Source organism: Corynebacterium sp. CNCTC7651, from assembly GCF_021496665.1.
GTDB lineage: Bacteria > Actinomycetota > Actinomycetes > Mycobacteriales > Mycobacteriaceae > Corynebacterium.
Genome location: NZ_CP071246.1, coordinates 1378170 through 1391430 on the forward strand (window position 1 = coordinate 1378170; position 13261 = coordinate 1391430).

Annotated in this window: 14 protein-coding genes and 1 pseudogene; 5 read left to right on the forward strand and 10 right to left on the reverse strand. The window is 63.4% G+C overall.

From position 1 onward, the window contains the following. Positions 1 to 55: 55 nt before the first annotated feature. The 3 genes from JZY91_RS06675 to JZY91_RS06685 all read left to right on the forward strand — a co-directional run bounded on the left by JZY91_RS06675 (position 56) and on the right by JZY91_RS06685 (position 2227). Complete coding sequence (locus JZY91_RS06675) at positions 56 to 751, forward strand: hypothetical protein (RefSeq protein ID WP_234947100.1); 696 nt, start codon at positions 56 to 58, stop codon at positions 749 to 751. 27 nt (positions 752 to 778) lie between these two features. Continuing rightward, the gene (locus JZY91_RS06680) at positions 779 to 1009 is read left to right on the forward strand and encodes a hypothetical protein (protein ID WP_234947101.1); all 231 of its coding nucleotides are present in this window, start codon (positions 779 to 781) and stop codon (positions 1007 to 1009) included. Positions 1010 to 1090: 81 nt separating this feature from the next. Further along, complete coding sequence (locus JZY91_RS06685; RefSeq protein WP_234947102.1) at positions 1091 to 2227, forward strand: oxygenase MpaB family protein; 1137 nt, start codon at positions 1091 to 1093, stop codon at positions 2225 to 2227. Positions 2228 to 2251: 24 nt separating this feature from the next. On the opposite strand, the gene JZY91_RS06690 is transcribed toward JZY91_RS06685, so the two are convergent. The 3 genes and pseudogenes from JZY91_RS06690 to JZY91_RS11875 form a co-directional block, all read right to left on the reverse strand. Further along, entirely contained in the window at positions 2252 to 2587 is a 336-nt protein-coding gene (locus JZY91_RS06690; protein WP_234947103.1) for an XRE family transcriptional regulator, read from the reverse strand. After that, complete coding sequence (locus tag JZY91_RS06695; protein ID WP_234947104.1) at positions 2575 to 3009, reverse strand: hypothetical protein; 435 nt, start codon at positions 3007 to 3009, stop codon at positions 2575 to 2577. Before JZY91_RS06695 ends, JZY91_RS06690 begins: the two co-directional genes overlap by 13 nt. 117 nt (positions 3010 to 3126) lie before the next feature. After that, positions 3127 to 3336, reverse strand: a pseudogene (locus JZY91_RS11875) (hypothetical protein); the annotation flags it as partial. A gap of 89 nt (positions 3337 to 3425) precedes the next feature. Here JZY91_RS11875 and JZY91_RS06700 point away from each other — a divergent pair. Further along, on the forward strand, positions 3426 to 4595 hold the full coding sequence (locus JZY91_RS06700) for a hypothetical protein (RefSeq protein WP_234947105.1): 1170 nt from the start codon (positions 3426 to 3428) through the stop codon (positions 4593 to 4595). Between the two features lie 48 nt (positions 4596 to 4643). Here the strand turns inward: JZY91_RS06700 and JZY91_RS06705 are convergent, their stop codons facing one another. The 5 genes from JZY91_RS06705 to JZY91_RS06725 all read right to left on the reverse strand — a co-directional run bounded on the left by JZY91_RS06705 (position 4644) and on the right by JZY91_RS06725 (position 10813). Then, positions 4644 to 5822 (reverse strand): copper oxidase, encoded by a 1179-nt coding sequence (locus JZY91_RS06705; RefSeq protein WP_234947106.1) that lies wholly within the window; start codon positions 5820 to 5822, stop codon positions 4644 to 4646. Positions 5823 to 5996: 174 nt separating this feature from the next. Further along, entirely contained in the window at positions 5997 to 8288 is a 2292-nt protein-coding gene (locus JZY91_RS06710) for a polyribonucleotide nucleotidyltransferase (protein ID WP_234947107.1), read from the reverse strand. 187 nt (positions 8289 to 8475) lie between these two features. Further along, positions 8476 to 8745 carry a 30S ribosomal protein S15 gene (gene rpsO, locus JZY91_RS06715; RefSeq protein WP_234947108.1) on the reverse strand — a complete coding sequence of 90 codons (270 nt, stop codon included), beginning with the start codon at positions 8743 to 8745 and terminating at the stop codon, positions 8476 to 8478. Positions 8746 to 8846: 101 nt separating this feature from the next. Continuing rightward, on the reverse strand, positions 8847 to 9809 hold the full coding sequence (locus JZY91_RS06720; RefSeq protein WP_234947109.1) for a nucleoside hydrolase: 963 nt from the start codon (positions 9807 to 9809) through the stop codon (positions 8847 to 8849). Positions 9810 to 9841: 32 nt separating this feature from the next. Continuing rightward, positions 9842 to 10813: a bifunctional riboflavin kinase/FAD synthetase gene (locus JZY91_RS06725; protein ID WP_234947110.1), complete on the reverse strand. Its 972-nt coding sequence runs from the start codon at positions 10811 to 10813 to the stop codon at positions 9842 to 9844. A gap of 44 nt (positions 10814 to 10857) precedes the next feature. On the opposite strand from JZY91_RS06725, the gene truB reads away from it, so the two are divergent. After that, positions 10858 to 11751 carry a tRNA pseudouridine(55) synthase TruB gene (truB, locus tag JZY91_RS06730; protein ID WP_234947111.1) on the forward strand — a complete coding sequence of 298 codons (894 nt, stop codon included), beginning with the start codon at positions 10858 to 10860 and terminating at the stop codon, positions 11749 to 11751. Positions 11752 to 11764: 13 nt separating this feature from the next. Here the strand turns inward: truB and JZY91_RS06735 are convergent, their stop codons facing one another. Beyond that, complete coding sequence (locus JZY91_RS06735; protein ID WP_234947112.1) at positions 11765 to 12421, reverse strand: 4'-phosphopantetheinyl transferase; 657 nt, start codon at positions 12419 to 12421, stop codon at positions 11765 to 11767. Next, positions 12421 to 13227, reverse strand: a complete 807-nt coding sequence (locus tag JZY91_RS06740; protein ID WP_234947113.1) for a metallophosphoesterase — start codon at positions 13225 to 13227, stop codon at positions 12421 to 12423. Before JZY91_RS06740 ends, JZY91_RS06735 begins: the two co-directional genes overlap by 1 nt. Positions 13228 to 13261 lie beyond the last annotated feature (34 nt).

Consider the following 13261-nt stretch of genomic DNA (forward strand, 5'->3'; position numbering starts at 1 on the left):
ACAATTGGGCTTTTGCTTATCGACGTTCACTTTTTCGCCCATATAGTCGATGGTTATGGATATGCATGTGAAGCGAACGTCGAAAAGCAAAGCCTGCCTGGCGCTGGGTGCGGTGCTGACGCTGAGCCTGGCCGCCTGCGGGCAGAACGTGCAACCTGTGGCGGAGCCGAAGACCTTCACCAGCGCGGAGGCGGCCACCAGTGTGGTGACCACGACGGAGGCGGCACCGACGGTGACGGAGACGGCGACTGTGGAAACAACAGTGGAGCCGGTGGATACGGAAGCCGCGCAGTCGGTGTTCACGACGGAGCCTGTGCGGGTGCAGTCCCAGGGAGCGCCGGAGCTGGTGATTCAGGACGTGCGCGCCGGCACCCATGATGGGTATGACCGCGTGGTGTTTGAATACTCCGGCCCGGGCAAGCCCGGGTTCATCGCCGGCTACAACCCGGACCCGCGACAGCAGACCTCCGGCTACCCGCTCGAGGGCCTGAAAGGCAATGCGTTCCTCGAGGTCATGATTCAGGGCACGCCCATGATGATGATGTCTCAGCGCGAGGACTTGCTCGGTGTTGGCCCGGTACGTGTGGCTCCGGGCGGCGGGTTTGTCGGCGCGGGCAGCGTCCAGGGCGTGGTGCACGGCGGCGTGTTCGAGGCGGATACGCAGTACGTGATCGGCCTGGACAAGGTCCGTCCGTACAACATCTACGTCCTGGAGAACCCGACTCGTGTGGTCGTGGATTTCCAGCAGTAGCTTTCGCGCGGAAGGAGGAACTGCCTTATGACCACTACTGCGTGGTTGGGCATTGGTTTTGTGGTGCTGTTGCTGGTGGCGGGCCTGACCGCCGTGGGCCTGACCTTGCGCGACATCTCCCGGGAAGATTTGGATGATCCGGCGAAATCCAAGTGGGGTTTGCTTATCGGGCTCTCCCCCGGCGCCGGGCTCTACGCGTGGCACCGCCGCAAGGAGCTGATGGGCCACGGGGATAGCGAGGACCCCAAAACTAAGTGACATTTGTCTCACGCATCCGGCGCGCGTGTTACGGTTCACATGTAGGAAGTTGCCGTCCCCGAGCGCAGAGGTGAGCACCGCATGTCCAAGGAAACTCCCGAGTACAACTACAACGAGGATGCAAAGCCGGAAAACGGCCAGGTGAGCAAGGATTTTGACTCGCTGGGCAAGTTCGATGATTCCGGCAACCGCGGCAAGCGCGAGCTGAAGCGCGCCCCGCTGGGCCCGGATTCCCTGCTGTGGCAGTGGGGCGCGGACAACCGCATCCACCTGCTGCGCGGATACACCGGCGTGCTGCAGAACATGCACCCCGCCATCGGCCAGTCCCTGCTGGACCACTCCAAGTTCTTCGAGGAGCCGTTCTCCCGCCTTGAGCGCTCCACCCCGCAGATCATCTACTCCATCTACGATGACGGCACTCGCGCCAAGCAGGTCCGCGACTACCACCACGGCATCAAGGGCACGCTCCGCGACGGTACTCGCTACCACTCCCTGAACCCGGACGTGTACTGGTGGGCGCACGCCACCTTCGTTTGGCGCGTGATCTGGGCCCAGGAGCTCTTTGGCACCCCGTTCACCCGCGAGGAGAAAGAGCAGATCATCCAGGAGGGCGTGACTTGGTGGGACATGTACGGCATGTCCGAGCGCCCGGTGATTGACACACTCGAGGGGTACGAGCAGTACTTCAAGGAGATGGAGGACAACGTCCTCGAGCGCAATGAGACGGTGGACTTCGCCCTGCGCACCGCCCGCGTTGAGCCTGTCAAGGCACCGGACGGCGTGCCGGAAGCCGTGTGGAAGGTGATCTGGAAGCCGATCATGAACTCCCTGATCTGGCTGACCTACGGCACCTTGAATGACAAGCAGCGCGAAATCCTCGACCTGGAGTGGACCGCGAAGGACCAGAAGCGCTTCGACCGCATCGCAGATGCCGTGCGCAAGCTCTTCGAGATCCTCCCGGAGGACAAGCGCTACATGGAGCCGGGCCGCTCCATGATGATCAAGGCCGGCATGATCGACGGCGAGTACAAGGAGCCCAAGCTCGCCGCACCGTACGGCCACGGCGAGGAAGCACCGGCTGAGGCCGCTGCTAAGGACAAGACTCACACCAAGGATGCTAAGGCTGGAAAGTCCGGCCTGAGCACCGGCGCGAAGGCGGCTATCGCAGCTGGCGCTGCGGTTGCAGTGCGTCAGCTGCTGAAGGGTCGTAAGAAGTAGCTCACGGCCAGTGCAAACGGCAGACTACGTTCCGGAAAGGATCAATAAGGTCACTGTTGATTCTTCGTCAGCACACAGATCGTGCGGGATGTCAGCCTCGAGGTGAACCGCTGTACCGGATTGGAGCGAAATCGTTTCGCCTTCGGCAGTGAAGTTCACCCGGCCGGTTTGCCCCATCACGATGATTGGACGTGCGGCTTTGTGCTCGGGCAGCGCGTCCCCGGGCGCGAACGCCAGACGCACGACGGTAGCGTCGGCGAAGCGTCCAATCACCTTTACTTCTGGGCGCGCTACGGGCTCGCCGCCCCTTGCTCGCGCATCGGAGGTGCGAGGCAAGTTCAAACCGGTTAAGACGTCCACGATTTACCCTTCTCTTCATCGCCTGCATAGAGGTTGATGCCGCATTCTCCATGGCGGTCAAACGGAGAGAGTTCAACCGAGCCACGGCCTGCACGCTCGCGGATATAACCGGCGTGGATATGACAAATAACCGAATTCGGCGGAGTGCCGTCAGGGCGGACAAATGGGCAGGCTCGCAGGCCGATCGTGGCATCGCCCCGGTCGTACGGGTCAAATCCGAGCCGCCGAAGGTCCCAAAGTGCAGCACCAATGGGGTCATCGGCTTCGATCCACGGCACTCTTTCCCCGGCGATTCCCGGATTCTCCGGCGTGATGCCACCCAGTTTTGCTCGTCTCGCCCATTCTCTGCCGAGTGTCTCGGCACGGTGAGCCGCGTCGATGTCTGCTTCAGCTGTGCCGTGGCCGATCTCCGACGCAAGCACCTCAACGAGGCCAACATACTCGCTGGCGAGTTCAGCTGGCCGCGGTAAACGGAGGCAGTACAGCATCCATGGCCGCCCGCGACCGGGCGACTGGTGGGTTTCTGCTCTGATCACCCCTGCATCCATTAGCGCATCGAGGTGCCCTCGCACAGTGTTTGCGTGCGCGTCCACCGCCCTAGCAATGTCGTTGACACGCGCTGCTCCGCCACCGCGCCGGATAGCTTCAAGCACTTCGCGTTGCTTAGCACTGACGGCCGATGCGTTTTCCACCGCCGTTGCGGTGGGGCGGGGCGCTATTACGTCGCCCTGTTGAACTTCACTTTCCACCGCTCCGGTCCTTCCTGGAGATTCTCGTACGTCACACCCGGTTAATGTTGTTGCTCCTTATCGACATCTGAAATAGTACGATAAATTCCGTGCAAAACAAGAGTGTTCTCGCGCACCGTCGGTGGCACGCCTCGTTAGGGGCCATCGTAGTTTCCTGGCTTCTCGTCGCAGCCGCCGCGAGCGGCATCGCGCTCATAGGGCGCACCGAGATACCGTTTTCCTGGGCACAGATCCACACATTCACGATCGGCGCGATCACCACCGCGATAGTGGGGTACTCCGCACACTTCACCGCCACGTTGACACGCGGCCCGCAACCCTCGTACGTCCTGCTAGGCAGCGAAATCGCGATCATTCAGTTGGGCCTCCTCACTCTCCTCTCACACCCCACATGGGGCACGTTGAGCACTGTGGCAGCATTCGCGATTGCTGGCGCCGTCAGCTTGCACGCGGTGACGCTAACCAAGATGATTCGGCGCGCGTTTATCAATCAGCTGGCCGTGACCTCATGGGCGTACGTCGTAGCGGCCTGCCTCCTCGTTTTCGCCATTGGTTTCGCCGTTACCGCGCAGTATGTCGCAAACCACGACGCGTTCATCGCCGCCCATTCCCGGGCAGCCGTGTGGGGTTTTGCGTGGACCGCCATCCTCGGCACGTCGCTGACCATGCTGCCCACGCTTGCCGGAACCCAAGTGGCACCCCGCGTCCGCAACCGTTGCCCCCACGCGTTGATTCTGCACGGATTGGCGGTAACCCTCGCCGCGGGGTGCCTAGCCGCAGGTTGGGTCCGCATCGCGTGTGTATTCTTGCTGGCCTCCGGCGCCTGTTCGGCAAGCCTGCTTCAGCCCACGCTGGCTCAACTGCTTTCCGTACGAACACCCCGCTCCGCAGCTTCAGTCCTCGTCGGCTGCGGCGTGGCGTGGATGTTTGCGTGCTTGGTCGGAGACGCCGCGGCACTTGCAGCCGGGCTCCCCATACGCGCCATGACCGGCGGTCCCCTTGCGTCACTCTTAGGCGCAGGCCTCGCCCAAACATTGCTCGGCGCGCTCTCTCACCTCATTCCGGTTCTCACCGGACGGCCCGCAGCGCGGGCCACGCTAGCGCACGGTTCATTGTGGCGAGCAATCTTGTATAACGTTGGCGGCATTGTCGCCTTCGTGGGTTTCCCGGCGGTTGGTGCCGCCACCATGGTCGCGGCAGCAATGTGGCACATTGCGAAACTTGGACTCTCCCTACAGAAGGCGGACCCCAGCGCATGACGCAGCTCAACCTTTCGTCGGCCTCCCAAGCTGCGGCGGTCCTCGGCATCATCGTGAGGACTTGGAGACAATCACCGCCCGCTGTGCCCGCACCCCGCGCACTAGGAGCGGCAGGAATGCAACGAGGCACCCAAACGCGACCAAAATGCAAACGTAGCGTGCGACGGAATCGCCCAACACCAGCCAGCAGATTAGCGCCACGTTAAAGAGGACTACGCGCGTTATTCCTGCCCGGTTGAGCTCCGTTAATCCTGCGCGTGTGGCGGCGGGCCCACCTCCCATGGTTGTGGGAAGCAAATAGCTCATCGTGCCAATCAGCAATTGCGCAGCAAAACCGAGAAGCAAAGGCAAGACAGGCATGTACAAGTACCCCGCCTCCCCACCAGGTGCTAGAAGCGACGTGGTCATTGCGATGCCAGAGCCCACCATCCACGTCACTGCGCTGAGAGCTGACAAGCTCCAATAGGTGGCCCTACCCTTCTTTTCGCCTTGCGCGCTCTGCAGCGCCGCAATCCACGTCTTGAGAGCGAACGCCCAGGAAGCAGTGTAAATTCCCATTCCGCAGCCAGCGGCTAACCCACTCCCGGCCAACGCGCCCGCTACAGCAAGCCCGAGCCCCGTCCCCGCAATGGCAAGCATCGCACTCTGATGGGTCAACGTGCCTTGCACACGCCACATCGCGGGAAAAAGAACTGTCAATGACCCTCCGGCTGCCAGGCCAACGAAACCAAAGACATTGAGCATCAGGTGGGCGACAAGCACGCGGCCTTGCCAGGTCCCGGGCACCTCATAGGCCAGGAATGCCCCTAAAAGGGCTCCGACAACCAGGCAACCCGCCGACGCTACGTAGAACCAAACCGCTGGCCGAAACCGTTGATTCGGGCCGGCCAACCGGATTTGCTGTGCAATAACGGCCCCGTGCCATGTCAGGACACCAGCCACGCCCACGGCGCCCACGGCGGTGAATCCCAACGACCACCCAATCGCCGGCTCAAGCAACATCCCTACGAGCACCAGGACCACACAGGCGTTGAGCAGCCGCGATCTGAGAAGCTGCGCGGGGCGCTCGCTGTCCTCCAAGCGCCTGTGCAGGAATCGTTCAGTAAGGTTCTGTGACCAAACGATGATTGAGTTGGTCAAGATTCCCAAGGCGAAAATGTGAATGAGCAGCCAGCGTGAATCCGGAATAAACGGAAACATCAGACCGACCAGGAGGAATACCAGCATCCAGACAGATACGGGTCGGGACACTCGACGGTGCCAAGCCCGTGGGCTCCACTTCTCAGATGTCGACTGCCGCTGGAGTTCACTGTGATCCGCCATAGCCACCAAGGTAGCACCGTGGTGGCTTTTAACACGGATTATCCCGTAAAAAAGAGCGGTGGTGGCACCGCCCATTGCCTACTCCGCGTCGTTCTCCTCGACCGGCACGAGGGAGATCTTGCCGCGGTTGTCGATGTCGCGGATCTCCACCTCAACCTTGTCGCCCACGTTGATCACGTCTTCGACGTTCTCCACGCGGGTGTTGCCGCCCAGGTTGGAGACGTGGATCAGGCCGTCAGTGCCCGGCAGGATGGACACGAACGCGCCGAACGCCACGGTCTTGACCACGGTGCCCAGGTAGCGCTCGCCCACCTTCGGCATCTGCGGGTTCGCAATCGCGTTGATCTTCTCAATCGCCGCGTCGGTCGCGGAACCCTGGGTGGCGGAGACATAGATCGTGCCATCGTCTTCAATGGTGATTTCGGCGCCGGTGTCCTCGGTGATCTGGTTGATGGTCTTGCCCTTCGGGCCGATGACCTCGCCGATCTTGGAAACCGGGACCTTGACGGTGGTGATCTTCGGGGCCAGCGGGCTCATCTCGTCCGGACCGTCGATGACCTCAGCCATGGTGTCCAGGATGGTCTCGCGAGCCTCGCGTGCCTGGTTCAGGGCGCTGGCCAGCACGTTGGACGGGATGCCGTCCAGCTTGGTGTCCAGCTGCAGGGCGGTGATGAAGTCGCGGGTACCCGCCACCTTGAAGTCCATGTCGCCGAATGCGTCCTCAGCGCCGAGGATGTCGGTCAGTGCAACGTACTCGGTCTCACCGTCAACCTCGCCGGAGACGAGGCCCATGGCGATGCCGGCCACCGGGGCAGCCAGCGGCACGCCAGCGTTGTACAGGGACAGCGTGGAGGCGCAGACGGAACCCATGGAGGTGGAACCGTTGGAGCCCAGCGCCTCAGAGACCTGGCGGATGGTGTACGGGAACTCCTCGCGGGACGGGATCACCGGGGCCAGCGCACGCTCTGCCAGAGCACCGTGGCCGATCTCGCGGCGCTTCGGAGAGCCCACGCGGCCGGTTTCGCCGGTGGAGTACGGCGGGAAGTTGTAGTGGTGGATGTAGCGCTTCGTGTCCTCCGGGTGGAGGGAGTCAATGTGCTGCTCCATCTTCAGCATGTCCAGGGTGGTCACACCCAGAATCTGGGTCTCGCCGCGCTCGAACAGCGCGCTGCCGTGGGCACGCGGGATCAGCTCAACCTCCACCTCGAGGTCGCGGATATCGGTCACCCCGCGGCCGTCGATACGGAAGCCCTCGGTGAGGATCTTCTCGCGCACGATCTTCTTCTGCACCGCGTTGTAGGCGGCGCGGATCTCCTTGGACATCGCCGAAGTCTCATCAGCGTCGTCCTCATTAGCGAAGCGGCCGATAAGCTCAGCCTCGATCTCCTCCATGTAGGAGTTCGACGCATCCTCGCGCTCGTGCTTGCCCGCGATGGTCATGATCTTGCCCAGGCGCTTCGCGGTCTTCTTCTCAACAGCGTCGAAGACCTTGTCGGAATACGCCGGGAAAAGCGGGAACTCCTTAGCGTCCTTGGCAGCCTTTTCAGCCAGGTCACGCTGTGCTTCGCACAGGGTCTTGATGTACGGCTTCGCAGCCTCAAGGCCCTGGGCCACAGTCTCCTCGGTCGGGGCCGGGTGGCCGTCCGCCACCAGCTGCACCACGTGTGCGCCCGCGCCGGCCTCAACCATCATGATGGCAACGTCCTGTTCGGTGCGGCGGCCGCGCTTCCGCTCCACAATGCGGCCCGCAACCACCATCTCGAACAGCGCGCGCTCGTGCTGCGCGTGGTTCGGGAAGGCCACCCACTGGCCCTCCGGGTGCTTGTCATCAGCAATCAGCGCCATGCGCACGCCACCGACCGGGCCGGAAACCGGCAGGCCAGACAGCTGCGTCGCTGCGGAGGCACCGTTGATGGCAACAACGTCGTAGTACTCGTCAGGGTGCATGGACATCACGGTGACAACGACCTGCACCTCGTTGCGCAGACCCTTCACAAACGTCGGGCGCAGCGGGCGGTCAATCAAACGGCAAGCCAGGATCGCCTCGGTGGAGGGACGGCCCTCACGGCGGAAGAACGAACCCGGGATCTTGCCCGCTGCGTACATCCGCTCTTCCACGTCCACGGTCAGCGGGAAGAAATCAAAGCCTTCGCGCGGCTGGTTGGATGCCGTCACAGTGGCCAGCATCATCGTGTCATCGTCCAGGTACGCGCTGACGGAACCGTCAGCCTGGCGGGCCAGCTGGCCGGTTTCAAAGCGGATGGTGCGGGAGCCGAAGTCACCGTTGTCCAGCGTGGCAACGGCCTCGGTGATGCCAAACTCCTCATCAACAAACACGTCGTGCGAATTCTTAGGCGTGAAGTTGCTCAAAAGATCCCTCTCCTTGGGTCTATGTTTGGCGATCATCGATGCCACCAATATGTCTAGTCATGCAACGTCACACCATATTACCAGCTCGCGGACCATTTGCGCAGTTGGCAGCAACGGACAGGCACGTCTACGCACGCAAAACGCCCGCCTCCCACGCGGGAAACGGGCGCTTGAAAAAGCTTGGTGCTTATCGACGCAGGCCGAGGCGAGCGATCAGGGAACGGTAACGCTCCACGTCGTTCTCGCGCAGGTACTTCAGCAGGCCACGACGGCGACCGACCAGCAGCAGCAGGCCGCGGCGGGAGTGGTGATCGTGCTTGTGGTACTTCAGGTGCTCGGTGAGGTTGTTGATGCGCTCGGTGAGCAGTGCAACCTGAGCCTCCGGGGAACCGGTGTCGGTCTCGTGCAGGCCGTACTCCTTGAGGATGTCAGCCTTCTTCTCAGTGGTCAGAGCCATGAGGAATCTCCTTGGTTATTTCAGTCCGCATGTCTTGTGGTGCTTTGCGGGACTGCTGCGGACCGCAGTCAACATCGAGCGTGCAAAGCCGAGGGAGAACTCTACCGTGCCGGCGTTGCAGCGGCCAAATCCGTGAGGCGGCGCATGAACTCCGCCAAGAAGCGCTGAACGTCCACGCCAACCGCCACGTGCGCCGTTTTCACCGGGTCGTTGAGCCGCGTCTCGTCGCCGATCGTGCGCCCGCGGGTTGCTCCCTCGGTGTCCGTCTTCATGTTGATGTCGATGGTGGTCACCAACGTCGGGTCAACTGCCACTCCCACCGCCAGCGGGTCGTGCAGGCCACAACCGCCGAGGTACGGTGCCGTGGTTTCGTACGCCTTGATGTAGTAATTCGTCGCAGCCGCGAGGAAATCACCGCCGACGGTCCCCAGCGCCTCCCACTTCGCGGTTTCCTCCGTAGTCAGCAGGGTCTGGAGGGTGACGTCGAGGCCAATCATGGTGATGTCGCCGACACCGCGGAACACCATGTCCGCGGCCTCCGGGTCCTGGTTGATGTTGGCCTCAGCCCACGGGGAGACGTTGCCCGGCACGGTGAGCGCGCCGCCCATGTTCACAATGTGGGCGTTCGCGGCAAAGTGCTCGTCCGCCTCCATCGCGGCTGCCACGGTAGTCAAGGGGCCCACAGGCACAATCACCAGATCATCACCGTGTTCGCGCACGGATTCCACCATGAAGTCGACCGCAGAAGTCTCCTCTACCTGGCGCTTGGCATCCGGAATCACCGCTTCGCCGATGCCGTTTATGCCGTGGATGAACTCGGAGATCTCGAGCACCTCGAAGCTGTCCTTCGCGCGGGCATGGTCCGGGCCTGCGAAGACCGGGATATCGGTGCGGCCGAACAACTCCAAGATGGCCAGCGCGTTGCGGGTGCCGGTGGGCACCAGCACGTTGCCGTAGGTGCCGGTGATGCCGATGAGCTCTAGCTCCTCGGAGCCGAGGGCGTAGGCGATGGCCAACGCGTCGTCAATACCGGTGTCAACGTCGAGAATGAGTTTGCGGGTCATGGCACCCGACTTTACGCGGTGCCCCGCAATCTCTATGCGCCCAGGATGTCGCGGGTGCGCGCAACGTCTCGTGCCATGTGCTCCAGCAGCTCGTCCACGGAATCAAACTTGGTCATGTCGCGGACCTTCTCCACAAACTCCACGCGCGCCATCCGGTCGTACAGATCGGCATCCCTGTCCAGCACAAAAGACTCCACGCTGCGGCGCGCGTCCCCGAACGTCGGGTTCGTGCCCACGGAAATCGCTGCCGGGTACCGCACGCCGGGTTCCATGTCGCCGTCTATCTCCCCGTCGTCGATAATCGTCAGCCAGCCGGCGTACACCCCGTCGCCCGGCAGGGCGGCACCCGCGCCCGCGTACTGGTTCGCCGTCGGGTAGCCCAGCTCGCGCCCCCCGCGGCCGGCACCCCGCTCAATCGGCGCGACCACGGAGAACGGCCGCCCCATGTAATCGGTGGCCACCTTGATGTTGCCGCCGGAAAGCTGGTCGCGGATGGCGGTGGAGCAGATGCGCACTCCGCCGTCGCCAAGCAAGCCCACAACGGTCACGTCTACCCCGAAGCGCTCGCCGAGCTGCGCCATCGTCGCCGACGTGCCGGCCGCGTCCTTGCCAAAGGTGAAATTCTCCCCCACCACCACGTGGCGTGCGCCTAGCTTGCCCAGCAGCACATCCCGCACGTACTCCTCCGGGCTGTCTCCTGCGAGTTCTTTACGGAAGTCAATCACCAGCAACGTGTCCACACCAAGTTCCGCGATGTGCCGGGCGCGCTCCGTCAGCGGCGTGAGTTCCGCCGGTGCGGATTCTGGCGCAAAGATGGTGCGCGGGTGCGGGTCAAACGTCATCACCACGCACGGCACGCCGAGTTCCTTCGCACGCGCAACTGCCTCGGTAATCAGCAGCTGGTGGCCGCGGTGCACGCCGTCGAACACGCCGATGGTGACCACGGTGCCCCCGCCTGCTGCAAGGTCGCCGGGGATCGCGTCGAGGCCGTGCAAGATATCCACGTGGCATAGAGTACGGCATGGCCCCTCAGGCATACTGATCTACCATGACGGACCCCTTGGCATCTTCCGGAATCGTCGTTGTTGATAAGCCCGCGGGCATGACCAGCCATGACGTGGTGGCGAAACTGCGCCGCGCCTTCAACACCAGGAAGGTCGGCCACGCGGGCACTTTGGACCCGATGGCGACGGGCGTGCTGGTCGCAGGCATTGAGCGCGGAACGAAGCTGCTGGCCCACCTGGTCGCAGACGACAAGACCTACAAGGCCACGATCCGCCTCGGCGCCTCCACCACCACGGACGACGCGGAGGGCGAGGTACTCTCCACCGCGGACGCATCGCTTGTCACCGACGAGGCTATCCAGGCGATCGTCGATACGCTGACCGGCGACATCATGCAGAAGCCGGCGAGCGTGTCCGCCATCAAGATCGACGGCAAACGCGCCCACGAGCTGGTCCGCGAGGGCGCGGAGGTGGACATTCCCGCCCGCCCCGTCACCGTCCACAGCATCGACATCACGGACACGCGCCGGCACGGCAGCGTCATCGACCTCGACGTGCGCGTGCACTGCTCCTCCGGCACCTACATCCGCTCGCTCGCCCGCGACCTCGGGGCAGCGTTAGGCGTCGGAGGCCACTTAATTGCTTTACGACGACTCACTTCCGGCCACTTCACCATTGAGGACGCCGCCCCGCTGGGTGCGCTGCAGGATGAACCGATCCTCTCGCTCACGATGGATGAGGCGCTGTCCCGCGCCTGGCCAGTCCTAGCTGTCACCCAGGATGAGTACGATGCGCTAGCCATGGGAAAATGGCTCGAGCCACGCGGGCTCACAGGCGTGCACGCCGCGCAAGGACCGGACGGGCGCGTCGTGGCCCTAGTGAAGGAGCAGGGCAAGCGCCTAGCGACCGTCTTCGTCGCCCGCCCGTCAACGCTTTAGCACCGCCGGCGTATTAGCACTCCAAGAACGCAGAGGCGATGACGTAGCCGCCGCGGACCACCCAGCGCCCCTCGAAGAACGGCGCCGGTGTGGGCCGCGCCATCAGCCGGGACGTGAACGTGCCGTCCGTGCGCAGCTCAATCTCCGCCTCGTCGAAACCAAGCCAGCGCCGCGTCATGGGGAACCAGCACTTGTAGGTGGCTTCCTTGGCGCAGAACAGCAGCCGGTCCGCCCATTCCTGACCGGCTTCCTGCATGCGCCGTACAGCAATCAGCTCCTCGGGGCGCGCGATCTGGGCCAGCACACCGTCCGGGAGGGCCTGCGCCGGCTCCGCGTCAAGGCCCATGGAGCGAACGTGGCGCGTCGGCGCGGCGACCGCGGCTCGGAGCCCCTCCGTGTGGGTGAGGGATCCCGTAAATCCGGCGGGCCACAGCGGCATGCCGCGCTCGCCTCGCAGGATCGCCTCATGCGTGGTCAAGCCGAGCTCCTTGAGTGCCTGGTGCGCGCACCAGCGGGCGTCGCCGAACTCGCCCTTGCGCAGATCGACGGCACCGCTGACCTCTTCGCGCTCGCTGGGCAGCAGGTCACGGTAGTTCGTCAGGTCCCCCGCGTCGTCGTTGCGCAGGTACACCACGCGCGCGGCTGCCGGGAACAGATGGTGGTCCTGCATCACAGGCTCACCTCCATGACCGGGTACGGGAACGGGATCGGCGCATGGTTCCGCGGCTGCCATTCCCGGGGGTAGCCCAGCGAAACCTCGATGTGCTTGATGCCGTCAATCTGCATGATGCCCGGCATGTGCAAATGCCCGTAGATTACCGCCTCCGCGTTGTAGCGCTGCGGCCAGCTCCGGGTATGCCGGGTTCCGCACCACAGCGCCACCTCGGACCACCGCATTTTCATGGTCGGCTCTTGCACCAGCGGCCAGTGATTGACCAGGATCGTCGGCCCTTCGATGCGGGACAGGCGCTTAGTGGTGTACGCCAGCCGGTCCCAGCACCACGCACGCACATCCACGAAGGGCGCGATGGCGAACTCATCCGTCATCACGATATTGCGTTGGCGGGCGGCGGCAATTGCCTCCTCCACGCTCATGTCGGGGGCGCGGAACGAGTAGTCGTACAACGTGAACAGCGGCGCCACTGTGACACCGCCGAAGACCGGGTACGGGTCCTCCGGCGTTATCACCCCCATCTCGCGCATGGACTGCACCAACGCCGTGTACTTCTCCCGGCCGCGGTACCGGTCGGCGGAACGGGAAAAGAGCTCATGGTTGCCCGGCACCCAGATGACAGTGTCAAAACGCTCAGCCAGTTTGCCCATGACGCGGACAATTAGATCGTGGCGCTCTGCTACGTCGCCCGCAACGATGAGCCAGTCAGACGGATCTGCGGGCTGGATCGCGTCAATGCACGGTGTGTTGGCTTTCACCGCCGCGTGCAGGTCACTCACCGCCCACAAGGTGGTGGTTGTCATGCGTACATTCCTAACACAGACGGGCAGACCACTC

What these genes read in the sequence shown, in the direction of transcription:
- JZY91_RS06675 (WP_234947100.1), top strand. Translation starts at nt 56, where the DNA reads ATGGATATGCATGTGAAGCGAACGTCGAAAAGCAAAGCCTGCCTGGCG.
- JZY91_RS06680 (WP_234947101.1), top strand. Translation starts at nt 779, where the DNA reads ATGACCACTACTGCGTGGTTGGGCATTGGTTTTGTGGTGCTGTTGCTG.
- JZY91_RS06685 (WP_234947102.1), top strand. Translation starts at nt 1,091, where the DNA reads ATGTCCAAGGAAACTCCCGAGTACAACTACAACGAGGATGCAAAGCCG.
- JZY91_RS06705 (WP_234947106.1), bottom strand. Translation starts at nt 5,822, where the DNA reads ATGCTGGTATTCCTCCTGGTCGGTCTGATGTTTCCGTTTATTCCGGAT.
- rpsO (WP_234947108.1), bottom strand. Translation starts at nt 8,745, where the DNA reads ATGGCTCTGACCACTGAGAAGAAGGCTGACATCCTCAAGGAGTACGGC.
- JZY91_RS06720 (WP_234947109.1), bottom strand. Translation starts at nt 9,809, where the DNA reads ATGACCCGCAAACTCATTCTCGACGTTGACACCGGTATTGACGACGCG.
- truB (WP_234947111.1), top strand. Translation starts at nt 10,858, where the DNA reads ATGACGGACCCCTTGGCATCTTCCGGAATCGTCGTTGTTGATAAGCCC.
- JZY91_RS06735 (WP_234947112.1), bottom strand. Translation starts at nt 12,421, where the DNA reads ATGCAGGACCACCATCTGTTCCCGGCAGCCGCGCGCGTGGTGTACCTG.
- JZY91_RS06740 (WP_234947113.1), bottom strand. Translation starts at nt 13,227, where the DNA reads ATGACAACCACCACCTTGTGGGCGGTGAGTGACCTGCACGCGGCGGTG.